Genomic DNA, 22,532 nt, shown 5'->3' with positions numbered 1-22,532 from the left:
ACTCAACGGGTTCGACCATCATGAACGACGCTTTTGCCAGTATTTTCAGGGCCTATGACATTCGAGGCATCGTGGACGAAGCCCTGACGATCGACGGCGCCCGTCTGATCGGCAAGGCCATCGGCAGCGAAGCGATTCACCGGGGCGAACATCGCCTGGCGGTTGCACGTGACGGCCGCGTGTCCGGCCCGGACATGGCAGACGCCCTGATTGACGGCCTTATCAGCACCGGCATCGATGTCATCGACATCGGCATGGTGCCGACACCGGTGCTTTATTTCGCCACGCACCACCTCATGCAGTGCCAGTCTGGCGTGGCCGTTACGGCAAGCCATAACCCGTCGAACTACAACGGTTTCAAGATTGTGCTGAACGGCGAGGCGCTGGCAAATGAAGCCATCACTCGCCTGCATGAGCGCATCGTTCAAGGCGCGTTCGCAAAGGGGCACGGGCAGCGCATCGCCCACGACCTCTCGCCCATCTATACCCAGCGCATCCTCGATGACGTGCACCTCGAGCGCCCGCTCAAGGCCGTGGTGGATTGCGGCAACGGCGTGGGCGGCGAACTCGGCCCGGCCATTCTCGCCGCGCTGGGCGTCGAAGTAGTGCCGATGTACGAGACCATCGATGGCACCTTCCCAAACCACGCCCCCGATCCCGGCAAGCTTGAAAACCTGAGCGATCTGGTGGCTCGGGTACGCCTTGAAGGCGCGGATCTCGGCATTGCCTTCGACGGTGACGCCGACCGCATCGGCGTAGTTACCCCAAGCGGCGAGATCATCTACCCGGACCGGCTGCTCATGGCGCTGGCCGAGGACCTGCTTTCCCGCACGCCGGGGGCAGGCGTGGTGTTCGACATCAAGTGCACCTCGAATCTGGCCCGCATCGTTTCCGAGGCCGGTGGCGACCCGGAGATGTGGTACACCGGGCACTCGCTGATCAAGGCGCGCATGCGCGAAACCGGCGCGCTGCTTGGCGGCGAGATGAGCGGCCACGTGTTCTTCAAGGAGCGCTGGTACGGCTTCGACGACGGCATCTACGCCGCCGCTCGCGTGCTGGAACTGCTGTCGAGACAGCCTGAGGACGCCGATGCGTTTTTCGCTCGCTACCCGCAAGATTTGTGCACATCCGAACTCAACGTGAGCGTGACCGACGCCGAAAAGTTCGCACTGGTAGAGCGGTTTGCTACCACCACGGACTTCGGGCCGGATGCCACCAAGACCCTCCTTGATGGCATTCGGGTCGACTACCCCGATGGCTGGGGCCTGTGCCGGGCATCCAATACGACGCCTGCCCTGGTATTTCGCTTCGAGGGCAAGAGCCAGGCTGCACTGGCCCGCATTCAGGACTGCTTCCGGGCCGCGCTCACAGTTACCGCGCCGCATGCCGTTCCCACGTTCTAGAAATCATCGCCGCGCACGCTGGAGCAGAACGCGTCCTCAAACAGCGCGTTCTGCTCGCCCTGTAACTTGATCGACCACGTTATTCAATCGACCACGCAACCTACTCAAACATTCAATCTATTCGAACACTCAGTCCATTCGAACACTCAACCGCCACACTCAGGAAGGTTCCATGAATTCACACGAGCGCGACCCGGCTCAGGTCGTCAAGATTCTTTCCGAAGCCCTACCCTACATTCAACGCTTTTCCGGCAAGACCGTGGTGGTCAAGTACGGCGGCAATGCCATGACCGATGACACCCTGATCGACTCCTTCGCCCGGGACATCGTTCTTCTGAAGGAGGTCGGCCTGAACCCCATCGTCGTTCACGGCGGCGGCCCGCAAATCGGCCAATTGCTCGAGCGGCTCAAGATCGAGTCCCGCTTCGTCGAAGGCATGCGCGTGACCGACTCGGAAACCATGGACGTGGTGGAAATGGTGCTTGGCGGCCTGGTCAACAAGAGCATCGTCAATCAGATCAACCAGGCCGGCGGCAAGGCGATCGGTGTGACGGGCAAGGACAACGCCCAGATTCGCGCCCGTCAGCTCAAGGTCCAGCGTTACAGCCCGGAGCTTGCCGCGCCTGAAATCATCGACATCGGCCATGTCGGTGAGGTGGAACACATCTCGACCGATCTGATCGACATGCTCTCCCAGGCCGATTACATCCCGGTCATCGCCCCTATCGGTGTGGATGAGCACGGCGCCTCCTACAACATCAACGCTGACCTAGTCGCCGGCAAGGTGGCCGAAGCACTCAGCGCCGAGAAACTGATGCTGCTGACCAACGTGGCCGGGCTGATGAACGCTCAGGGCGAGGTCATGACGGGGCTTTCGACCCAGGATGTGGACCGGCTGATCGAGGACGGCACCATCTATGGCGGCATGCTGCCAAAGATTCGCTGCGCACTGGATGCGGTCAAGCAGGGTGTCAACAGTGCCGTTATTGTCGATGGGCGCGTCGCGCATGCCATCCTGCTCGAAATCTTCACTAACTCGGGCGTGGGGACGCTGATTACCGACAACGCCTGAATCTTGCGGGCTTTTGGCCCGCTCTGATGTCTCAAGCAGGGAACAACGGCGTATGGCCACCACTAAAAAAGGCGCCGAACGGCGTGAACAGATCCTTCAGGCACTGGCGAAAATGCTTGAAAGCGATGACGGCAAGCGGATTACCACGGCCTCGCTTGCAAGCGAGGTCGGTGTTTCGGAAGCTGCGCTTTACCGCCACTTTCCAAGCAAATCAAAGATGTTCGAGGCGTTGATCGACTACATTGAAACCATTGTGTTCGAGCGCCTTGCGGTCATTGCCCGCGATGATCTATCGATCGACCAGCGCTGCCATCACACCCTGAAACTGGTGATTGGCTTTGCCGAGAAAAACCCGGGGCTGTGCCGTCTGATGACCGGAGAGGCCCTTGTCGGGGAAACCGCGCGACTCAAACCACGCATGCAGCAGTTCTTTGATCGCATCGAAACACAGCTGAAACAGAGCCTGCGTGAAGCTCAGGCCAGTGAGCAGGCGCGCCTTCCGATGACGGTCGGCGCCTGTGCGCATCTGTTCATGACCCATCTGGAAGGCCGTATTACGCGGTATTCGAGAAGCCGGTTCCGGCACTCGCCCGCTGAGCACTGGGACGAGCAGTGGGCCATTCTTTCCTCGGCCGTGTTCGCCCCCGAGCGTGCCCATCTGGCGCTCTGAGCCCGCTTTTCACAAGCGTCAGCCATTGGGCGAGGCCAGACGGGTCGCGAAGGTCTGCGCATCGACCGGCGTTCCGAAATAGTATCCTTGCAGCACGTGGCAGTCCTGTTCACGCAGGTACTGCCACTGCTGCTCGGTTTCCACCCCTTCGACAATTACTTCAAGCGACAACGCATGCGCCATGCTGATCACGGCCGTGATCACACCCCGCTCTGGCGTTCGTTCCGGAACCCCATCGACGAACCGCTTATCGATCTTGAGCCGGTCGATCGGAAGCGATGCCAGATACGCAAGCGAGGAGTAGCCGGTGCCGAAGTCGTCCAGCGCGATCGCCACACCCTTAACACGCAGCGCCTCGAGCACGTGATGACTGACCGTCAGATCACGGATCAACTGGGTTTCGGTGACCTCGAGTTCCAACCGGTCCGGCGTCAGACCGAACCGCGCCAGCAACATGGAGACCTGATCGACCAGCGTCGACGTCAGTTGCAAGGTGGAGACGTTGACCGAGACCCGAGGGACAATGATGCCTCTCGCATCCCACTCCGCAATCTGCTCACAAACGGTAGCCAGGCTCCAGCGCCCCAGTTCGGCGATCAACCCAAGCTCTTCAGCCAGGGGAATGAAGCGCTCGGGGGAAATTTCACCAAGGGTGTCGTGGTACCAGCGCATCAGTGACTCTGCCCCGATGATACGGCCATCCTCGGCACTGACCTGCGCCTGGTAGAACATGGACAACTCATCACGCATCAACGCGCACCGAAGTGCCTGCTCAAGCTTCAGGGGGGCACTGTCCTCTTCATAAAGGCCGACGCTGTACTCCGCGTGCAATCGGTTGTGCGCCCGCGCGTGCTGAAGCGCCAGCCGGGCATGACGCAGCAAGGCGTCCGCTCCCTTGTGGGTGTCCGTGGCAACGCCTGCGGTAATATCGACGGTGACCGCCTGACGGCCCAGCCAGTACTCGGGCTTGAGCGTCGCCATCAACCGCGCCAGTACGCCGTGACGGCATTCGGCGTCCGGGAGATAAACCGCAAATTCGTCAGCGCTCAGGCGGGCCAACATGGCGTCGGCGGACACACATGCCCGGATGCGCTCGGCCACCTGCTTTAAAAGCGAGTCCCCCGCTTGATAGCCAAGGCTGTAATTGATCGCGCTGTAGCGAACGATATCGAAATAGAGCAAGGCCCCGGGTTCTTGTTCTCGCGTCGCGTTTTCCAGGTATTCAAGAAACGGCAGACGATGCAGAAAGCCGGTGATGGCGTCGTGCTCTGCGGCGTGCGCCAGATGTTGCTGGCGGCGCTGATGGCCGGTCATATCGAGCAACACACCTTCAAGCGTGTCACCGCTGGCCCGGCGCCTTAATACGCCCCGATCCAGCACCCAGGTGATCGGCCGATGCCAGCCAAGCCCCGGCGCCAATCGATAGAGGATTTCATAGCGCTGATTGTCTTCCGAAAGCGCGGCCAGTGTCTGGTGCCAATGTTCACGGTCTTCAGGGTGCACCAGCATCTCGAAGCCAGCTCGCTGATGCAGCGCCTGCATTTGGCCATTCAATAGCCCATTGGCGCCCTGGCTCAGAAAACAAAGTGTCTTGGAATTGCGCGACAGGCAGTACACGGCGCCTGGCAAGCGGTCGACGATGGCCTCGGCCAATGCCTGACGCGAATCCTGCCCGTCACCGCCCGTGCAATAGGGAGTTACAGCAAGCGGGCTATGCTCCGCCTTGATGTGAGAGAGCCACCACTGCCGAAGTTTCACGTTGCCGGGCCTCTGTTACCTTTCTTGTTATGGACTTCTACCCTGCCCGCGCCAAATTCGGAAGCGATAATTAGTAGATTGGCATAAAAAAGCCCGGCTCTTTCGAGACCGGGCATTCGGAGTGCAGGGCACAATAGTGCATCATGCAGCGGCGTTATCCTCGACCATGTATGACTTGAGCTTTTTCATGGCGTTCTTTTCAAGCTGTCGGATACGCTCGGCAGAAACACCATAGGTATCAGCAAGCTCATGAAGCGTTGCCTTGTGCTCAGCCAGCCAGCGGCGCTGCAGAATGTCTTTCGAGCGCTCATCGAGCTGAGAAATGGCATAAGCCAGTCGACGAGAGGAATCCTCTTCCCAGTCCGAATTTTCAAGCAGTTCAGCCGGGTTCAGCTCGCTGTTTTCAAGATAGCTCGCTGGCGCCTGCGATGTAGCCTGTTCATCGTCTTCACCCGGCGCGTAATCAAAGCCTGCATCGTGCGCGGAAAGACGGCTCTCCATTTCACGTACAACACCGGGCTTCACGTTCAAGTCAGACGCGATGGCATCGACTTCATCGCTATTGAGCCAGGCAAGACGCTTTTTGGAACCACGCAGGTTGAAAAAGAGCTTACGCTGAGCCTTGGTCGTCGCGATCTTGACGATACGCCAGTTGCGAAGCACGAATTCATGAATTTCGGCCTTGATCCAGTGCACCGCGAACGAGACCAGGCGAACGCCCTGAGCCGGATCGAAGCGTTTGACCGCCTTCATCAGACCGACGTTACCTTCCTGAATCAGATCCGCCTGAGCCAGACCATAACCTGAATAGCTGCGCGCGATGTACACAACAAAGCGCAGATGTGACATGACAAGGCGCCGCGCCGCTTCGAGGTCGTTTTCCTCGTGCAGCCGCACCGCCAGTGAATGTTCCTCTTCTGCCGACAACACCGGAATGCCGTTAACGATCTGAATATACCCGTTAAGGTCATTGCCTGGTGACAAATTCCCGATAGGCTGAAGACTATTGCTCATGTGCACCGGGTCTCCACGTTGCCCTTACAATGCGTTGCTTCTTTAGAAGACAAAACGCGATTAAAGTTCCCTTGACCCGCCAGTATAACGTATTTGCGCCTAAACGCTAAAGAGGCCTCATTTTACTTGGGCGTCATGTGTGACAAATGTCGGCCAACAGCAATGAACGCGCCAAGCCAGCCAAGTAACGTACTGACGATCAATAGAAACAGGGAACCCTCAAAACCAAGTGACGGCACAGCCCACTGACCGCCATAACTTTCAGCCAATGCCGTCAATGGGGCAGAAAGCCAGGCCATTCCGGCGGCAAGCAAAATCAGAGAAGCGATGCCGCCGCCGAGCCCAAGCCAGGCCCCACTGTAGAGAAACGGCCGTCGAACGAAGGCATGCGTCGCTCCGATGAGCGTGATTACCTCGATTTCCTCTCGCCGATTTTCGACCGACAGTCGAATTGTATTCCCCACGATCAGGATCACGCCCAGTGCGAAAAGTGCCCCAAACGACAGCACTACGCGCTGACCGAGCGTCGACAGCTGCTTCAACCGCTCGAGCCACTGCATGTCCACCTGCGCCTCGTCCACCTTCGGCATCTGCTTGAGCGCAAGCGACAGCGCCGAGACCGCCTCGGGGGTCTGAGTCACGGGTTTTACGATCAACGCCGCCGGCAATGGATTCTTATCCAGCCCGCTCAGGGCGTCACCGAGGCCAAGGGTTTTCTGAAATTGCTCAAGCCCCTGCTCGGGCGTTACCAGAGTTACAGAGCTAACATCATCGCGCGCGCGAACGCGCTCCAGAAGCGAGCTTGCATCGGCGTCGCTGGCCGAAGGCGTCATGTAAACCGTGAGCTGGGCGGTGTCTGACAGGTTGCGATCAAGCACCTGCGCACTGCCTAGAAGCAGCCAGAGCGCTGCGGGCAGCACCAAAGCCACTGCGATCGCCATCAGCGTCATCGCCGTGCCGATCGGGCGCTGCTTCAAACGGTGCAGAGCATCCCGCGCCGTTTGACGGTGGTGTGCCTGCCAGGCAAGACGCTGCCGCTCAAAGGACGATTGCTGATTACGTGCGCCCTGGTGCGTACGACGTCCCTTCTTCATGAACCCATCCCCTCATCGCCCACGAGGCGCCCCTCGCGAAGCCGTAATACGCGATGCTTAAGCCGCGCGATCAAGGCCAGATCGTGACTTGCGATCAGAACCGTCGTACCAATGCGATTGAAATCCTCGAACAGCCGCATGATGTCTGCAGAGAGCTGCGGGTCCAGGTTACCGGTCGGCTCGTCGGCCAGCAGAAGCGCTGGCTTGTGCACCACCGCGCGCGCAATGCCGATCCGCTGCTGCTCACCGCCGGAAAGTTCGATGGGCAACGCTTTTTCGCGATGAAGCAGCCCAACCTTATCGAGTGCCGCGCGGACTCGACGCGCCACCTCATCGGCCGTGAACCCTTGAATCGACAGAGGCAAGGCGACGTTTTCGAACACGCTTCGATCAAATAGCAGCTGATGGTTTTGAAATACCACCCCGAGCTGACGTCGATAGAACGGGATCTGGGCGTTACCAAGCCGACCAAGATCGTGTCCGGCCACCACGATTCGGCCTCGAGACGGACGCTCGAGACACGTCAAAAGCTTCAGAACCGAGCTTTTGCCCGCGCCGGAATGCCCGGTCAGAAACACCATTTCGCCGCGAGACAGGCGGAAGTTCACATCCGCCAGCGCCTCGAAACGCCCTCCGTAACGCTTCCCTACGTGTTCGAAGGCAATCATCGGTTACGACTCATCTTCCTGAGTAAACAGCGCCTTGACGAAATCGTCAGCCTTGAATGGCCGTAGATCATCAAGCGTTTCACCCACCCCGATGTAGCGAATCGGGGTCTTCAGCTGCTTGGCGAGTGCAAAGATCACGCCGCCCTTGGCGGTACCGTCGAGCTTGGTCAGCGTGATGCCGGTCACCGGCACGGCTTCGTTGAAGGTCTGGGCCTGACTGATCGCGTTTTGTCCGGTGCCGGCATCGAGCACCAGCATCACTTCATGCGGCGCGGTGGCATCGAGCTTGGCCATCACGCGCTGCACTTTCTTAAGCTCTTCCATCAGATGCGACTTGTTATGCAGTCGACCTGCCGTGTCGGCAATCAGGATATCAACGCCACGCGCCTTGGCGGCCTCGACCGCGTCATAGATGACAGACGCACTGTCGGAGCCGGTGTGCTGAGCGATGACCGGCACGCGGTTACGCTCGCCCCACACCTTGAGCTGCTCGACTGCGGCGGCACGGAACGTATCACCTGCAGCCAACATGACGCTTCGACCCTGAGCCTGATAGCGCTTGGTCAGCTTGCCGATGGTGGTGGTCTTGCCCACACCGTTGACGCCGACCATCAGAATCACGAACGGCCCCTTGCCCTTTTCAGGCAGACGCAAGGGCGCAGACACCGGCGCAAGCACGGCCGTAAGCTCCGATTGAAGCGCCTCATACAGCGCATCGGAATCGGCCAGCTCCTTACGAGACGCCCGCGCCGACAGGTTATCCATGATTTCGGTGGTCGCCTCGATGCCGACGTCCGCCATCAGAAGTCGGGTTTCCAGCTCCTCGAGAACGTCATCGTCGATCTGCTTCTTGCCAAGCAAAAGCGTTGCAAGGCCACCGGTCAGATTGGAGCGGGTCTTGCCAAGCCCCTTGCGAACACGAGAAAACCAGCCCTTGCGCTCAGGCTCGGTGGAATCCGCCTTTTCTGGCGCCGTTTCCACCGGGTCGAACATGGCCGGCAGATCATCGGGCTTCGGCGCCGCAGGAACCTCGGCCTTAGCACGTACTGGCTCGGGTTCGGGTTCGGGTTCGGGTTCGGGTTCGGGTTCGGGTTCGGGTTCGGGTTCGGGTTCGGGTTCGGGTTCGGGTTCGGGTTCGGGTTCGGGTTCGGGTTCGGGTTCGGGTTCGGGTTCGACAGAGCGTAGCTCCGGCTCGACCGGATCCGCCGCAGGTGCCAAAGGCTCTGCATGAGGCGCTTCGTCACGGTCTGGTGCGGGGGGTGTGGTGTCAGTGGTTACGCGCGCAGCATCGGCTGCCTCGGTCTCCCGACGCAAAACCTCTTCCCAGGTAGGCTCGTCGGAACGGACCTCGGGCGTCTGCTCGGGCTCCTCGGCAGGCTGTCGCTCAGGGTCGACTGGCCGCTGTTCAGGCGTTACAGGTGACTGCTCGGGCTCAACGACTGGAGACGCATCTTCAGCGTGTGAGGCCGTATCCTCATCTTGAGACTCGTGAGAAAGGCGCTGCTGCTCTTGCTCTTTCTCCTGCTGGGCTTGCTTTTGCTTTTTGCGTTTAAAAAAACCGAACATAGATGGCTGTCTTTGATTGTCGATTCGTCACACCATAGTGGAGTCGTAGCCACTATGCGCAAATGGATGGCGTCGATGCGCCCGAAAACTGGGGCGAATGGCAAACCACCGCCATCCTACCACTGTGTCGTGCTCACGGGTACAATGCGCGCCATGACTCGACACCGCTCTCGCTCTCCATCCAAACCGGCTCGCCACGGTAAACTTCGCCTCATCGGCGGAGATTTCAAACGGCGCCAACTTCCGATTCTGGACCGCCCGGGTTTAAGGCCCACGCCGGATCGCGTCAGGGAAACCCTGTTCAACTGGATCGGCCCTCTAAGTGGCACCCATGTGCTCGATGCCTTCGCCGGCAGCGGCGCGCTCGGCCTTGAAGCCCTGTCACGAGGTGCGGCCTCGCTCACACTGATCGAAAAGGACCGTCAGGCCGCGCGTCAACTCGAGGACAACCTGACAACGCTTGACGTTCGAGCGCGCGCAACACTTCATCGCCTCGACGCACTGACCTGGCTGGACTCGGCCAAACCGACACCCTATGGCCTGGTCTTTCTCGATCCTCCGTTCGGCCAGGGGCTTGCCGACCCCATCTGCGCCCTTTTGGAACGTGGCGGCTGGCTTACCGAACAGGCAATGATCTATCTCGAAGTCGAACAAGCATTGATTCCGAACGTGCCCGCGCACTGGCGGCTTGAAAAACAGACGCGCGCTGGCGAAACCCAGGCCCGACTGTATCGCCGCACGCCTCTTGCCGAGGGGGATACAGACGCGTAGTCTTTCCGCCAGACGCAGCGCGTCAGGTCAAAAAGGACGATCAGGAGAGGTCGATGAGTATAGAATTGTTTGATCAACTCGAACAGAAAGTCAGTACAGCGGTCGACACCATCGAAATGCTACGCATGGAAGTGGAAGAGCTGCGTCAGGAAAACGAACAGCTCAAGAGCGAGCGCACTCAGTGGGAAAGTCGCTTGAACGGCATCCTGGCGCGTTTTCAGGAATTCGACGCCCAGCCGGCACAGGCCGAAGCGACTCACAGCTGAGACGCTAGGCCGATGATGTCGTATCCAGGTCACAAAGCGGGTACGACATCAAAACCCCATCTTCCCGCTCTGCCCCGTCGGCCGGGTAATACCCCGGACGCACGCCATCCTGAATGAAGCCTCGCTTGACGTAGACTCCGATGGCCGCCGCATTGCCGGCCCGCACCTCGAGCAAGAGCCGCTCCTTGCCCAGCGCCCGCCCGGAATCGATACCGCGCATGACCAACATGGAAGCTACCCCGCGTCGTCGCCGTTCCGGCGCCACGACGATCAGTTCAATTTCGGCGTCAAAAGGCTGAAGACCGAGCACCAGCACACCGATCAATGCGCCATCTTCCCAGACGCCCCAGACTTCATGCTCCGGACTGCCCAACGCCCGCACGAAATGGACCTTGGACCAGGCGCTTTCATGGCACCGCTGGTCCAGCGCCACGATGCCCTCAAGGTCACTGAGTGTGGCCTGCCGCACGTCGTACATTGATTCATTCATCCAAACGTTGCGCTCGCTCATCTGTTGATCCATGCCACCACTCATGCCACGGCTCAAGCCCTGCCCAAAGCGCACGCTTGGCATCGGCCGTATCAAGCTCACCCAGCGCCGGGCCCTGCCAGACCGGCAGCGTTAACAGCGTACTGTGCTCATTCTCGATGCCCAGCACACTCGAAAGCGTGTCATCGGAACCGAACGTCAATACGCGCTCGATGAACCAGCCACGCTCCTGCCGACCGCGGATGAACGCACGGATGCCGTCCTGCGCGTCGCCGAGCGGGTCGTGACACAAGAGCCCTTCGACGATCGGCCACTCGAACGATTCGAACGCGACCGGCTGACTTGGGAAGATGCGCCGCGCCGCCAGCAGCGCACGCAGTAGCGCCTGATGCCGAGGCGAGACCTCGCCCCCGAGCGCGACGATCAACCAGCGCCCCTCGAGCGCCGCCACCGACCAGGAAAACGCCAGCGGTGCTTGAGTGGGTTCCGAAGGCACTGCCTCAGTGACCGACTCGCGCTTCTCATGCTCGGGAAGCTCAACGTGGCCTTCAAGCAAGGCCCGCGCCGAGCGTGGTGATACAGACGATGCGTCATCAGCCTGGGCCTTGCCAGGCTGAGACGGCGCGGTTACAGGTGCCGTGTGGGCAGGCGTCGTATGGACAGGCGCATCGACTCGGCTTGCATCGCGCAGCGCCTCGACCCCTTGACGCGGCCCACGCGGGGACATCTCCGGCAGCGCCCACTCACAGGCCTCGGTCGGCTCTGCAAACGGCAAGCGATAGCGGGCCTCCCACGTGGGAAGCCCCATTGCTTCAAGGTACTGACGGCGCTGCGGTTCACTGACCATGGACGTCCATTACTTGACCATGGAGATGCATTACTGTCCGGCGCCCATACAGTTCGGCGATTCAGGGCGCGCCTTGCCACGGGCGTCCCATTCGCTCGGCGTGTAGAGATGAAGTGCAAGGGCGTGCACCGGGCCTGCCAACTCATCAGAGAGCATGCCGTAGATGCGCTGATGACGCTTGACCTGAGTAAAGCCCTCGAACGCCTCGGAGACCAGGGTCACCTTGAAGTGCGTTTCCGAATTCGGTGGCACATGATGCTTGTGGCTTTCGTTCTCCACCTGCAAGACGTCCGGGTTCAAGTCCTTCAATTTTTGTTCTATGACTTCCTGGATGCGCATTGAATCACCCCTGCTGGTTGAACATGTCGTGCGTTATGTGTGCTTCACGGGTCGTTTTTTTTACTCGTTATCGACAAGGGCCCGGGCACGCGTCAGTCTTGAGGCGCTGAGTGCCAGCGCGATCAGTGCCGCCACGATGGCCACGTTCAGAGCAAGCGTGATGAGCCCTGCGTGCGAGGTCTCGATGATTATTCCAGATAGCGCCAGCGCAACCAAGGCAGCCCCCAGCGACTGACCGAAAGTACGAACGCTTGCCATCACTCCGGCGGCGGTGCCGCTTTGCGCCCGCGGTAGGCTCCCCATCAGCTCACGATTGTTGGGCGACTGATACAGCCCGAACCCGAAACCACAAAGCGCCGTGCGCCAGGCTACGTCCCACATCGGCGCTGACGGTGAGAGCGTGGCCAACGCAATGACGCCTGCGATAAAGACGATGATACCACCGGTACAGACCAGAGGCGGCGAGAACCTGTCGGCAAGCCGTCCAGCCCGAGGTGCAGTGAACATGATGGCCAGCGGCCAGGGGGTGAACAGAAGCGCCGATTCGAGCGGCGTGTACCCAAGCTCGCTCTGAAGCAGAAACGGCACGCTCAGAAACGCCATCGACTGAGAGACCCAGGCGAAAAATGACGTCACCGCCGCCATCGAAAACCGCGCCTGTCTGAAAATGCCCAACGGCAAGAGCGGGTAATCGATTTGCTGCTGACGCCGGATAAAGGCCGCGCCGGCGATGAACCCCACCGTCAGATAGACCGCCCAGCCCATACTCCCCTCTCGACGCAGCTCATCCACCCCGATAACCAGACCGCCGAGCATCAGCGCCGAAAGCACCGCACCCAGAACATCGAAGGGCGCGCCGTTGCCCTCTGAACGCGGCAGATAGCGCAGGGTCAGAACCAGTGCGGCGGCCCCCATCGGCAGGTTGATCAAAAACAAGAGCGGCCAGTCACCGAGCGCCAGAAGCACACCGCCAAGCGTGGGCCCTGCGGCCACCCCGGTTGCCACCACCATCGAGGACACCCCGAGCGCGCTGCCAAGCAGCCGTGACGGAAAGACCGAGCGATAAAGCGCCGGCCCCAGGCTCATCATGGCCGCAGCGCCCAACCCCTGAAACGCGCGAAAGACGATCAGCGTTGTCAGTGAATTTGACAGCGCACAGCCCAGAGAGCTTGCAACGAAGACGATCAGCCCGCCGATGTAGATTCGCCAGGCGCCAATTCGGTAGCTCAGCGCCGCGAACGTCAAGATGGCGGCAGCGCCGGTCAGCTGATAGACGTTGACGATCCAGATCGCGTCCGAGGAAGAGACATCAAGGGTCTCGGCAATGGTAGGCAGCGCCACGTTGACGATGTTCATATCGAGTACTGCCATCAACGAGCACAGCATCAATGCAGCCATCGCCAAGGCCCGGGCGCGCGGCGGTAAGCCGTCGTCGTCCGGTTTGGAGGAGAGTAAGTGTTTCACGTGATACCGTTTCTCATTTTCATTTGAAATGAGAGGGCATCTTAATCGTCCTGACCCTCATTGACAAAGTCATCGCCCATGTCATCGCTTGAGAGCGGTGACGCGCCGTCAAGATCCACGGTCAGGTAGCTGTACTCAAGACGCACGAACTCCTTGAACAGTGCCCAATCACGCGGTGCAGGCCACTGGGTTTCATCGTCCTCCCAGGCACCGAACTCGTGCTCGAGAATGTCGACAAAGCGCTCGTGAACATAGGCGTGCAAGGCATTCTCGGTATCCATCTCCGGAATGAGGTACACGGTGCTTTCGCGCTCGACATCATCAAGAAGAAGATCCTCATCGCCCTCGGTGGGCTCCAGAGAATTGATCCAATCGATGAACGCCTGGGTCGGACGAACGCTCAAGGCCGAACGATTGACCAGATGCATGGTGTACTCCTTGCGTTAAAAGCGATGGAGCGCCCTCGGTTTCAAGGGCACTCAGGCACACACAGGGTAGCGGTCGCGCCGCCCCGTGCCAAGCACCGTCACCCGGCAGGCGTTACCCCGCCTGGGGACGCATGGCGGGGAACAGCAGCACATCCCGAATGGAGGGGGCATTGGCCAGGAACATGACCAGGCGATCAATACCGATACCCTCACCGGCGGTCGGCGGCATGCCGTACTCAAGCGCTCGAATGTAATCGGCGTCATAGTACATCGCCTCTACGTCGCCGGCGTCCTTCTCCGCCACCTGCGCCTGGAACCGCTCGGCCTGATCTTCGGCGTCGTTGAGCTCCGAGAAGCCGTTGGCGATTTCACGCCCGCCAATGAAGAACTCGAAGCGGTCGGTCACGAACGGGTCACTGTCGTTTCGACGCGCAAGCGGGCTGACTTCGGCCGGGTACTCGGTGATGAACGTCGGGCGGTCCAGCCGGTGTTCGGCAACCTCCTCGAAGATCTCGGTCTGCACCTTGCCAAGGCCCCAGCCGGGCTTGACGTCGATGCCGAGTCGTCCGGCAAGCGCCGTCGCGGTCTCGAGCGATTCAAGTTCAGTCGCCTCGATGCCCTCGCCGTACTTGAGAATCGAATCCTTCAGCGTCAGCCGATCAAACGGCTGGGCCAGGTCATAATCGGTGCCCTGATAATGCACGGTGGTCGAGCCCAGTACCTTTTGCGCCACCTCACGCAGGAGCGTCTCGGTCAGGTCGATCAGCGCGGTGTAGTCAGCGTAGGCCCAATAGAATTCAAGCATGGTGAATTCAGGGTTGTGCCGCGTCGACAGCCCTTCATTACGGAAGTTGCGGTTGATCTCGAACACTCGTTCGAAGCCGCCGACCACCAGCCGCTTCAGATAAAGCTCCGGCGCGATGCGCAGATACATGTCGATGTCGAGCGCATTATGGTGGGTGACAAACGGTCGCGCCGTTGCGCCGCCGGGAATCGGCTGCAGCATCGGCGTTTCCACTTCCATGAAGGCGCGCTCGTTGAAGAACTGGCGGATCGCGGCGATCACGCCGGCGCGAATCCGGAACGTATCGCGTACTTCCGGGTTCATGATCAGATCGACGTAGCGCTGTCGGTAACGCGCTTCCTGATCGGTCAGGCCATGAAACTTGTCGGGCAACGGGCGCAGGCTCTTGGTCAAAAGCCGAGCCTCAACCATCATCACGTACAGGTCGCCCTTGCCGGACTTGTGCACGGGGCCATGGCCATAGACGATGTCGCCGATGTCCCAGCTCTTGATGTCGTCGAGCACGTCCGTCGGCAGCCCTTTCTTGTCGACGTAGAGCTGAATCTGGCCGGACACGTCCTGAATCACGATGAAGGGTCCGCGCTTTCGCATGATGCGCCCGGCCACTTTCGCATGACGGTCTTTTTGCTCGAGCTCTGGCTTTTCGAACTCACCGAGCTCGGTTTGCAGATCCGCCGCCAGATCGTCGCGGGCGACGTCGTTCGGAAACGCGCTGGTGCCCTCGCTTGAGGCCTGCTCTCGCCGCGCGCTCAGTTTGGCCCGACGCTCACTGATCAGGTGATTGTCGTCGGCCTCGAATGATGAAGTGTCCTGTTCTGACATGGTCTGTCCTGTTGATGAACCCTGAGCGTCTTGCCGATGCCCGGTTTACAGCCCCTGCTTGAGGCTCGCCACGATGAATTGGTCAAGGTCGCCATCGAGCACTTTTTCGCAGTTGCTCGACTGCACGCCGGTCCGAAGATCCTTGATCCGCTGATCATCCAGCACGTAGGAGCGAATCTGGCTGCCCCACCCGATGTCGGCCTTGCTCTCCTCGGCCTCCTGCTTTGCGGCGTTGCGCTTTTGCATCTCGAGTTCCCAGAGCTTCGCCTTCAACTGCTTCATGGCGAAGTCACGGTTGGCGTGCTGACTGCGCTGGCTCTGACACGACACCACGACCCCCGTGGGCTCATGGGTAATTCGCACCGCCGAGTCGGTGGTGTTGACGTGCTGACCGCCTGCCCCGCTCGAGCGGTAGGTGTCGACACGAAGATCCGAGGGGTTGATCTCGATCTCGAAGCTGTCATCGACTTCCGGTGACAGGAACACGGAGGCGAACGAGGTATGACGACGGCCGCCGGAATCGAACGGGCTCTTTCTCACCAGGCGATGCACGCCGGTTTCGGTGCGAAGCCAGCCAAAGGCGTACTCGCCCTGAATATGAATGGTGGCGGACTTGATGCCGGCCACATCGCCGGCCGAGAGCTCTGTAAGCTCGGCCTTGAAGCCGTGATGCTCGGCCCAGCGCAGATACATGCGCAGCAGGATATTGGCCCAATCCTGCGCCTCGGTGCCGCCGGAGCCGGACTGGATATCGAGGTAGGCGTTGTTGGCGTCCATCTCGCCCGAGAACATCCGACGAAATTCCAGCTTCTCGAGCTGGGTTTCGAGACGGTCGAGCTCGGCGCGCACCTCTTCGACCGTGCCCTCGTCGTCTTCCATCACCGCCAGCTCCAACAGCTCCTCGTTGTCACTGACGCCTTGAGTCAGGCCATCGAGCGTTGCCACCACGTTTTCGAGCTGCGCGCGCTCGCGCCCGAGCTTCTGGGCGTAGTCCGGGTCGTTCCAGACGTTCGGGTTTTCAAGCTCCCGGGTTACTTCTTCCAGCCGATCCTTCTTTTCGGCATAGTCAAAGATACCCCCTCAGGACGTCTGTCCGTTCGGACAGGTCCTTGATGTGCTGATAAATCGGGTTGATCTCTTGCATGATCGTCCTCTGTTGCCACGGGCCCGTCCTGCGGGCGAAAGGACGCCATTGTAGCCAAGGCGCCGCCCTGGCGTCATCCGCGAGCGCTTGATCGGGCTCGAAAAGTCAGGCCCATCAAGCCTCACCCCTGACCACCGACGCCCATCTCAGTCACTTGACACGAACCACGCATTTCGCCCGGGTGCCTGTCTATACTGGGCACCGGGTTCATTATCTTTTCAGGGAATCGATCATGTACAAGAAGAAGACACATCAAGCCCTTGCACTCGCTCTCGGGCTTGGGGCAGCGCCACTCACGATGGCGGCGACCCTCAACGTCGGCATCAGCGGCGACCCCTCCTCGCTCGACCCGGCCAAGATCACCGGCGGCGTGTGGGAAGAGGACATCCTGCGCGACATCTACGAAGGGCTGGTCTCGATCAGCGCCGACGGCGAAGTCATCCCGGGCGTTGCCAACTCGTGGGAGATCAGCGAGGACGGCACCACCTACACGTTTCATCTAAGAGACGACGCCAAGTGGTCAGACGGCACGGCCGTGACCGCAGACGACTTCGTCGCCGGGCTTCGCCACCAGCTCGACCCCGAAACGGCCGCCAACTACGCACAGCGCCTTTACCCGCTCAAGAACGCCCAGGCGATCAATGCCGGCGACAAGCCCCTCGACAGCCTCGGCGCCGAATCGAAAGACAACGGCAAAACGCTGGTCCTGACCCTGAGCGAGCCTACGGCGTACTTCTTCAAATCGCTGGTGCTGCCGATCGGCTACCCGATTCCAGCGCACCTCAAGAAGGAATACGGCGCCAAATGGAGCGATATCGGCCATATCGAGACCAACGGCGCGTTCAAGCCGACCAAGTGGGTCTCGCACTCCGAGCTGACCACCGTCAAGAACCCGCATTTCCATGACGCCGACGCCGTCAGCCTCGAGGGCGTCGACTACTTCCCGATGGAAGACAAGAACGCCGGCATTCAACGCTTTCGTGCCGGCGAGCTCGACATCCTGCGCGATTTCCCCGCCTCGCGGTATCAGTGGCTCAAGAAAAACCTCGCGGATGCGACCCAGCTTTACCCATCGCTTGGCACCTATTACTACGTCTACAACCTGAAGGACGGCTCACCGGTCACGGATGTGCGCGTACGCAAGGCGTTGAGTCTTGCCATCAACCGCGAGGTCATCGCCGAGAAACTGCTCGATGGCGCCGTCACGCCCGCGACGACCCTGGTTCCGCCCGGCACCAGCCACTACGACGCCCAGCCGCAGCCAGGCCTTGATGCCCCGTACGCGGAGCGCCTGAACACCGCCAAGGCCTTGATGGAAGAAGCCGGCTACGGCCCGAACAAACCGCTCGAGCTCACGCTTCGCTACAACTCGAGCGATGAGCACAAGCGCATTGCCGTCGCCGTTGCGGCCATGTGGAAACAGCTCGGGGTCAAGGCGCAGCTTCAAAACACCGAAGCCAACGTGCACTACGCCGACCTGATGGCCGGCAAGTTCGAGGTGGGCCGCGCCGCCTGGATCTCGAGCATCGATGATGCCCAGAACTTCCTGCAACTGCTGCTTCAGAAATCGAACAACTACGGGGACTACCAGAACACCGAATATCAGTCATTGATGGCAAGATCGGACACCGAGCAGGACGCCGATGCCCGGGAAAGTTTGATGGAGCGCGCCGAAACACTGGCGCTTTCGGAGTACCCGCTCACGCCGATCTACACCTACAGCTCGCGCAACCTGGTCAACCCAGACCTTGAAGGCTGGGCCAACAACGCCCTCGACATGCACCCCTCCCGCTGGATCTCCATCGAGAAATAAGCATCGAAGGCGCGCGGCCGAGGCCGCGCGCCTTTACCTGCCGCCCCGCTAATACGCCGTCAGCTCGTATGGCTCCGGCGACACCAGCGATTCGAGCTCACCGAGCTGTGCGAAATCGACGCGCTCGAGCACCTGGTTCAACACCACCTCCTGCTGGCGAAGATCGCGCACCACCCGCACTCGAGTCGGCTGCCCCGACTCATCAAGACGCATCACCCACGCCAGATACCCGCGCGAAAACCGCACCAGGCTACCGATCGGATAGAACCCGTGGCGCTGCACGTAGCGAGTGACCCAGTGCCGCTCGAACTGCTCCGGATGTTGATAGACGAATCGATAGGCCTCCATCGCCGTGCTCGATCGGCGATCACCCCTCGGGCGCATCATCGCATCGATCACATCGATCACCGCCGCCATTTTCGACAGCGGCGTCAGCGCTTCGGCCTCGAGCCCATCGGGATAGCCAGAGCCATCCAGGCGCTCGTTGATGCCCTGAATGATTTCAAGGCACATGGCCTTTTCCACCTGCGCATTGGCCTCGAGCGCCTCAAGCAACACCGGCACATGCTGGCGAAAGCGCTGGCGGCGATCGGCCTCGAATTCACCCTCGAGCGTTGGAAACTCAGAGCCGACCATCATCGCCTTGCCCATGTCGTGCACAAGCGCGGCAAGCATCGCCGAACGAGCCCGCGACGCATGCTCGGGTTCGGCCAGCATCAGGTCGCACAGCCGGCACGATACACAAAGCGAATGCTGAACCCACTGCGGCTCATCGGAAAGACACCCGAGCGCGTAGAACATCTGCTGGCGATTGTGTTTGAGAAGCTGGATCAACCGGTCGGCGCTCTTGGCAAGGGCGCGCTCCGGCAGGGGGGTCTTTTGCTGCAACGCCAGCAGGTAAAGGTGCTGAGTGCGCACGATATCTCGCAGATCATCGACCATGGGTGAGCGCACTTCGACAGGCCGGCCTCGGGTGCGGCGCTGCCCTTTTCGGGCAACGGTTGCAACGTAGAGCGTCGATGCCCCGGCAAACTGCATGGCCTCCCCGTTTCGCCAGGCCACCTCGCGCTCTGTTTCGCTCAGAATGTGCATCAACTGCTGCATCTGCGCCTGAGCAAGGCTTAGAAAGGCAAGCCCAACCCGAGCGTGGTGGGAGGCGGCCAAGGGCCTGACGTAGCGAATTTCTGCCGATACCTCAAACCGTTCTTCGCTTGGAAACACCATCGACAGTGACACCGTCATGCCCACTCGGAGTGGACCACACCGCGACAGCGGCAACTCCATCATGCATCCACCGTTCGAGATGTCGCCGAGCCGCCCCCGTATTGCCGCCTGCCCCTCGAAACACACCAGCTCGAGCGGCACCTTCATGCCCGACGTCAATGAAACGCGCGCGCTCTGGCGCTTCGAATCCGTATGAAGCGCCTCCGGAAGCCCGGTCTCAAGCACTCGCCCGTCCTCGACATGGCGCGTCCGTTGGATGCAAAGGCCGCTAAAACGCACCACCTGCTGCGCGCTCTCAGCAATCAGGATCAGGCGCCCTGATTCCATGAAGGCCGCCTCCAGCCCCGGCATGTTCGTGACTCGAATCTGAAGACGCTTTTCCACATGATCGAAAAATTCGAAACGCGCGGGATAGCGGGTCTCGGAATGATCCTCGAAACAGACGGAAATACTGCACGGCTGATACGCCAGCCCTTCGAGGGCGTGCATGATGGAAAGAGGATCGCGAAGCTCGACTGATCCGCCCTCCTCCGAGGAAGGCGTCGTCGCAGATGGCTCTGCCATTGAGAATTCCCTGTACCGAAAAAGCGGGTGACGCTTATTTTGACTATCGGCCAGGGTAAATTATCGCTTTATGGCGCCAAAAACATTCGAAAAAACTCAATTAGCGTCTAAAACACGAAAAAGTGCCCGCCTCTAAAACAAGGGCAAGGGTCTTTACCTCCACTATTGTTATGAAATAACATAATTAAAAACCAAGGAGGATTTATGAAATCAGGCATCCACCCCGAGTACCGTAAGGTCGTTTTCTACGACACCAGCGCCGATGTGTACTTCAAGACCGGCTCGACCATGTCCTCAAGCGAAACCATCGAGTGGGACGACGGCAACAGCTACCCGCTGATCCGGCTGGACATCTCCTCGGCGTCGCACCCGTTCTATACCGGCAAGCAGCGCTCGGTCGGCACCGAAGGGCGCGCCGCGCAGTTCAAGCGCCGCTTCGGAAGCCTTGGGGCGCGCCGCAGTTGAAACGCCCCTGTGCTTCTCCTTTTTAAAGACCCGACGACGGGTCTTTTTTTTATGCGCACGTCGCTCCCCTTCTGCCTGATCGGCCGTCGGCTTTTATCGCATCGGATCATTAGGGATATCTGGACAAGGCGCATTTTCTGACTGTATGGTCAACTTCGGTCATATACTAAGCACCATAACAATCGTTGACCCGGGCCATACCCGACCAGAACACAACAATCAGTCAGGATACTCAGCCATGAAAACCCCATTTCAACGGTTCGCAGGCGCGTTTGCCGCAACTGCGCTGCTTTCCGCAACGCCTGTCTGGGCGCAGACGCTCAACATCGGAGTCATCGGCGAACTCGCCTCCTTCGATACCTCTCAGGTCTCGGGCGGCACCTGGGAATCGGATGTACTGCTCGATGTGTTTGAAGGCCTTGTGACCCAGAATCCGAAGGGTGAGGCAATCCCGGGCGTTGCGACCGACTGGGACATCTCCGATGACGGTCGAACCTACACCTTTCACCTGCGAGACGACGCGAAATGGTCCGACGGCACGCCGGTCACCGCAGGCGATTTCGTCTTCGGCTGGCGCCATCTCCTGAACCCGAAAAACGCCTCCAAGTACGCCTATAACCTGTACCCGATCAAAAACGCCCGCGCGGTCAATACCGGCGAACTGCCGCCGGACGCGCTCGGCGTGGTCGCCAGGGAAAACGGCAAGACCCTCGAAGTCACGCTCACCGAGCCGACGCCCTACTTCATCGAGCTTCTGACCCACTACACCGCCATGCCGCTGCCCAGGCACACGGTCGAGAAATACGGCCGCGACTGGACCGACATGGACCACATCGTGACCAACGGCGCGTTCAAACCGGTCGAGTGGGTGTCTCAATCGCGCATCACGGCGGTCAAGAACCCCGAGTACTACGACGCCCGGGATGTCGCGCTCGACAAGATCAACTACTACAGCACCGAAGACCGCAACGCCGGCATCTCCCGCTTTCGCGCTGGAGAACTCGATGTGCTGCGCGAGTACCCCTCGAGCCGCTATCAGTGGCTCAAGGAGAACTTGCCCGAGGCCACGCACATGAGCCCGATGCTTGGCAGTTACTACTACGTGTTCAATCAGCGCCAGGGGGAGCCCACGGCCGACCCGAAGGTGCGCGAAGCGCTCAACCTGGCGATTCGCCATCAGGTACTGGCCAAGCAGATCATGGCCGGCACTTTTCTCCCGGCCTACGCCTTCGTACCACCGGGCGTGCACCACTACACCCATCAGGAGCTGCCGTTCAAGGGGCAATCGATGGACGAGCGCATGGCGCGGGCAAGCGCCTTGATGAAGGAGGCAGGCTACGGGCCGGACAACCCGCTCGACCTTACGCTGCGCTACAACTCAAGCGATGAACACAAGAAGATCGCCATTGCCGTCGCGGCGATGTGGAAACCGCTCGGAGTGCGCGTGCACATGCAGCAGGCCGAGGCCACCGTGCACTATCAGGCCATCGCCCAGGGCGATTTCGACGTCGCCCGCGCCGGCTGGGTCGCCGACTACAACGACGCCGAGAATTTTCTGGCGCTACTGGGCACCGGCGCCGGCAACAATTACGGCGCCTACTCGAGCCAGGCGTTCGACCAGAAAATGACCAAGGCCTCGACCACCCTCGATGCCGACAAACGCGAGGCGCTGCTGCAGGACGCCGAGCGCATTGCCATCGATGACAACGCCGCCGCACCACTGCTTTATTACGTCACCCGCAACCTGGTCAATCCGGCGCTTACCGGTTGGCAGGACAACCCGGTGGACGACCATCTCTCTCGCTGGGTGAGTTTCACACCCTGACGCGTCGTAAAGGACTTGGC

At 60.3% G+C, this 22,532-nt stretch carries 21 protein-coding genes; 8 read left to right on the top strand and 13 right to left on the bottom strand.

The features are described 5' to 3' along the window. Nucleotides 1-20 precede the first annotated feature (20 nt). The 3 genes from NAT23_RS13480 to slmA all read left to right on the top strand — a co-directional run bounded on the left by NAT23_RS13480 (nt 21) and on the right by slmA (nt 3,145). Entirely contained in the window at nt 21-1,403 is a 1,383-nt protein-coding gene (locus tag NAT23_RS13480) for a phosphomannomutase/phosphoglucomutase (protein ID WP_251929148.1), read from the top strand. 172 nt (nt 1,404-1,575) lie between these two features. After that, nucleotides 1,576-2,475 (top strand): acetylglutamate kinase, encoded by a 900-nt coding sequence (gene argB, locus NAT23_RS13475; protein WP_251929147.1) that lies wholly within the window; start codon nt 1,576-1,578, stop codon nt 2,473-2,475. A 52-nt stretch (nt 2,476-2,527) separates the two neighbouring features. After that, the gene (gene slmA, locus NAT23_RS13470; RefSeq protein ID WP_251929146.1) at nt 2,528-3,145 is read left to right on the top strand and encodes a nucleoid occlusion factor SlmA; all 618 of its coding nucleotides are present in this window, start codon (nt 2,528-2,530) and stop codon (nt 3,143-3,145) included. 18 nt (nt 3,146-3,163) lie between these two features. On the opposite strand, the gene NAT23_RS13465 is transcribed toward slmA, so the two are convergent. The 5 genes from NAT23_RS13465 to ftsY all read right to left on the bottom strand — a co-directional run bounded on the left by NAT23_RS13465 (nt 3,164) and on the right by ftsY (nt 9,245). Further along, the gene (locus NAT23_RS13465; RefSeq protein ID WP_251929145.1) at nt 3,164-4,903 is read right to left on the bottom strand and encodes a putative bifunctional diguanylate cyclase/phosphodiesterase; all 1,740 of its coding nucleotides are present in this window, start codon (nt 4,901-4,903) and stop codon (nt 3,164-3,166) included. A 141-nt stretch (nt 4,904-5,044) separates the two neighbouring features. Beyond that, nucleotides 5,045-5,917, bottom strand: coding sequence for an RNA polymerase sigma factor RpoH (rpoH, locus tag NAT23_RS13460; protein WP_251929144.1), 873 nt, complete (start codon nt 5,915-5,917; stop codon nt 5,045-5,047). A gap of 122 nt (nt 5,918-6,039) precedes the next feature. Next, on the bottom strand, nt 6,040-7,011 hold the full coding sequence (gene ftsX, locus NAT23_RS13455) for a permease-like cell division protein FtsX (protein WP_251929143.1): 972 nt from the start codon (nt 7,009-7,011) through the stop codon (nt 6,040-6,042). Further along, entirely contained in the window at nt 7,008-7,679 is a 672-nt protein-coding gene (gene ftsE, locus NAT23_RS13450; protein ID WP_251594246.1) for a cell division ATP-binding protein FtsE, read from the bottom strand. Before ftsE ends, ftsX begins: the two co-directional genes overlap by 4 nt. A gap of 3 nt (nt 7,680-7,682) precedes the next feature. Further along, the gene (ftsY, locus tag NAT23_RS13445; protein WP_251929142.1) at nt 7,683-9,245 is read right to left on the bottom strand and encodes a signal recognition particle-docking protein FtsY; all 1,563 of its coding nucleotides are present in this window, start codon (nt 9,243-9,245) and stop codon (nt 7,683-7,685) included. Between the two features lie 153 nt (nt 9,246-9,398). On the opposite strand from ftsY, the gene rsmD reads away from it, so the two are divergent. Together rsmD and NAT23_RS13435 are read left to right on the top strand one after the other, a co-directional pair. Beyond that, the gene (gene rsmD / locus NAT23_RS13440; protein ID WP_251929139.1) at nt 9,399-10,016 is read left to right on the top strand and encodes a 16S rRNA (guanine(966)-N(2))-methyltransferase RsmD; all 618 of its coding nucleotides are present in this window, start codon (nt 9,399-9,401) and stop codon (nt 10,014-10,016) included. A gap of 53 nt (nt 10,017-10,069) precedes the next feature. Next, a complete protein-coding gene (locus NAT23_RS13435) occupies nt 10,070-10,282 on the top strand; it encodes a cell division protein ZapB (RefSeq protein ID WP_251594252.1) in 213 nt (70 codons plus the stop codon). A 4-nt stretch (nt 10,283-10,286) separates the two neighbouring features. Here NAT23_RS13435 and NAT23_RS13430 read toward each other — a convergent pair whose 3' ends face one another. The 7 genes from NAT23_RS13430 to prfB all read right to left on the bottom strand — a co-directional run bounded on the left by NAT23_RS13430 (nt 10,287) and on the right by prfB (nt 16,621). After that, nucleotides 10,287-10,805: a GNAT family N-acetyltransferase gene (locus NAT23_RS13430; protein ID WP_251929136.1), complete on the bottom strand. Its 519-nt coding sequence runs from the start codon at nt 10,803-10,805 to the stop codon at nt 10,287-10,289. Beyond that, on the bottom strand, nt 10,765-11,619 hold the full coding sequence (locus tag NAT23_RS13425) for a hypothetical protein (protein ID WP_251929134.1): 855 nt from the start codon (nt 11,617-11,619) through the stop codon (nt 10,765-10,767). Before NAT23_RS13425 ends, NAT23_RS13430 begins: the two co-directional genes overlap by 41 nt. A 30-nt stretch (nt 11,620-11,649) precedes the next feature. Further along, entirely contained in the window at nt 11,650-11,958 is a 309-nt protein-coding gene (locus NAT23_RS13420) for a BolA family protein (RefSeq protein WP_251929131.1), read from the bottom strand. Between the two features lie 60 nt (nt 11,959-12,018). Further along, on the bottom strand, nt 12,019-13,422 hold the full coding sequence (locus NAT23_RS13415) for an MFS transporter (RefSeq protein WP_251929130.1): 1,404 nt from the start codon (nt 13,420-13,422) through the stop codon (nt 12,019-12,021). Between the two features lie 41 nt (nt 13,423-13,463). Then, nucleotides 13,464-13,850, bottom strand: a complete 387-nt coding sequence (locus tag NAT23_RS13410) for a hypothetical protein (protein ID WP_251594262.1) — start codon at nt 13,848-13,850, stop codon at nt 13,464-13,466. Between the two features lie 112 nt (nt 13,851-13,962). After that, the gene (gene lysS / locus NAT23_RS13405; RefSeq protein ID WP_251929128.1) at nt 13,963-15,477 is read right to left on the bottom strand and encodes a lysine--tRNA ligase; all 1,515 of its coding nucleotides are present in this window, start codon (nt 15,475-15,477) and stop codon (nt 13,963-13,965) included. Nucleotides 15,478-15,522: 45 nt separating this feature from the next. After that, nucleotides 15,523-16,621 (bottom strand): peptide chain release factor 2 gene (prfB, locus tag NAT23_RS13400; protein ID WP_251929126.1). Its coding sequence is split into 2 segments (ribosomal slippage): nt 15,523-16,545 and nt 16,547-16,621, totalling 1,098 coding nucleotides; the frame shifts between segments, so codons are not numbered across the junction. Nucleotides 16,622-16,853: 232 nt separating this feature from the next. On the opposite strand from prfB, the gene NAT23_RS13395 reads away from it, so the two are divergent. After that, nucleotides 16,854-18,434, top strand: a complete 1,581-nt coding sequence (locus NAT23_RS13395; protein ID WP_251929125.1) for a peptide ABC transporter substrate-binding protein — start codon at nt 16,854-16,856, stop codon at nt 18,432-18,434. A 48-nt stretch (nt 18,435-18,482) separates the two neighbouring features. On the opposite strand, the gene NAT23_RS13390 is transcribed toward NAT23_RS13395, so the two are convergent. Continuing rightward, nucleotides 18,483-20,222, bottom strand: coding sequence for an HD domain-containing phosphohydrolase (locus NAT23_RS13390; protein WP_251929123.1), 1,740 nt, complete (start codon nt 20,220-20,222; stop codon nt 18,483-18,485). A 204-nt stretch (nt 20,223-20,426) separates the two neighbouring features. On the opposite strand from NAT23_RS13390, the gene NAT23_RS13385 reads away from it, so the two are divergent. Further along, the gene (locus NAT23_RS13385; protein ID WP_251929113.1) at nt 20,427-20,687 is read left to right on the top strand and encodes a type B 50S ribosomal protein L31; all 261 of its coding nucleotides are present in this window, start codon (nt 20,427-20,429) and stop codon (nt 20,685-20,687) included. A gap of 238 nt (nt 20,688-20,925) precedes the next feature. After that, nucleotides 20,926-22,512 (top strand): peptide ABC transporter substrate-binding protein, encoded by a 1,587-nt coding sequence (locus NAT23_RS13380; protein ID WP_251929112.1) that lies wholly within the window; start codon nt 20,926-20,928, stop codon nt 22,510-22,512. Nucleotides 22,513-22,532 lie beyond the last annotated feature (20 nt).

It is taken from the genome of Larsenimonas salina, from assembly GCF_023736155.1.
GTDB lineage: Bacteria > Pseudomonadota > Gammaproteobacteria > Pseudomonadales > Halomonadaceae > Larsenimonas > Larsenimonas salina.
The sequence above is the reverse complement of the archived record's forward strand: the minus strand, read 5'-3'. Positions and strand labels throughout refer to the sequence as shown.

What these genes read in the sequence shown, in the direction of transcription:
- slmA (WP_251929146.1), top strand. Translation starts at nt 2,528, where the DNA reads ATGGCCACCACTAAAAAAGGCGCCGAACGGCGTGAACAGATCCTTCAG.
- rpoH (WP_251929144.1), bottom strand. Translation starts at nt 5,917, where the DNA reads ATGAGCAATAGTCTTCAGCCTATCGGGAATTTGTCACCAGGCAATGAC.
- NAT23_RS13435 (WP_251594252.1), top strand. Translation starts at nt 10,070, where the DNA reads ATGAGTATAGAATTGTTTGATCAACTCGAACAGAAAGTCAGTACAGCG.
- ftsY (WP_251929142.1), bottom strand. Translation starts at nt 9,245, where the DNA reads ATGTTCGGTTTTTTTAAACGCAAAAAGCAAAAGCAAGCCCAGCAGGAG.
- NAT23_RS13390 (WP_251929123.1), bottom strand. Translation starts at nt 20,222, where the DNA reads ATGGCAGAGCCATCTGCGACGACGCCTTCCTCGGAGGAGGGCGGATCA.
- ftsX (WP_251929143.1), bottom strand. Translation starts at nt 7,011, where the DNA reads ATGAAGAAGGGACGTCGTACGCACCAGGGCGCACGTAATCAGCAATCG.
- NAT23_RS13425 (WP_251929134.1), bottom strand. Translation starts at nt 11,619, where the DNA reads ATGGTCAGTGAACCGCAGCGCCGTCAGTACCTTGAAGCAATGGGGCTT.
- ftsE (WP_251594246.1), bottom strand. Translation starts at nt 7,679, where the DNA reads ATGATTGCCTTCGAACACGTAGGGAAGCGTTACGGAGGGCGTTTCGAG.
- NAT23_RS13420 (WP_251929131.1), bottom strand. Translation starts at nt 11,958, where the DNA reads ATGCGCATCCAGGAAGTCATAGAACAAAAATTGAAGGACTTGAACCCG.
- rsmD (WP_251929139.1), top strand. Translation starts at nt 9,399, where the DNA reads ATGACTCGACACCGCTCTCGCTCTCCATCCAAACCGGCTCGCCACGGT.
- NAT23_RS13395 (WP_251929125.1), top strand. Translation starts at nt 16,854, where the DNA reads ATGTACAAGAAGAAGACACATCAAGCCCTTGCACTCGCTCTCGGGCTT.
- NAT23_RS13410 (WP_251594262.1), bottom strand. Translation starts at nt 13,850, where the DNA reads ATGCATCTGGTCAATCGTTCGGCCTTGAGCGTTCGTCCGACCCAGGCG.
- NAT23_RS13480 (WP_251929148.1), top strand. Translation starts at nt 21, where the DNA reads ATGAACGACGCTTTTGCCAGTATTTTCAGGGCCTATGACATTCGAGGC.
- argB (WP_251929147.1), top strand. Translation starts at nt 1,576, where the DNA reads ATGAATTCACACGAGCGCGACCCGGCTCAGGTCGTCAAGATTCTTTCC.
- NAT23_RS13385 (WP_251929113.1), top strand. Translation starts at nt 20,427, where the DNA reads ATGAAATCAGGCATCCACCCCGAGTACCGTAAGGTCGTTTTCTACGAC.
- lysS (WP_251929128.1), bottom strand. Translation starts at nt 15,477, where the DNA reads ATGTCAGAACAGGACACTTCATCATTCGAGGCCGACGACAATCACCTG.
- NAT23_RS13380 (WP_251929112.1), top strand. Translation starts at nt 20,926, where the DNA reads ATGAAAACCCCATTTCAACGGTTCGCAGGCGCGTTTGCCGCAACTGCG.
- NAT23_RS13430 (WP_251929136.1), bottom strand. Translation starts at nt 10,805, where the DNA reads ATGGATCAACAGATGAGCGAGCGCAACGTTTGGATGAATGAATCAATG.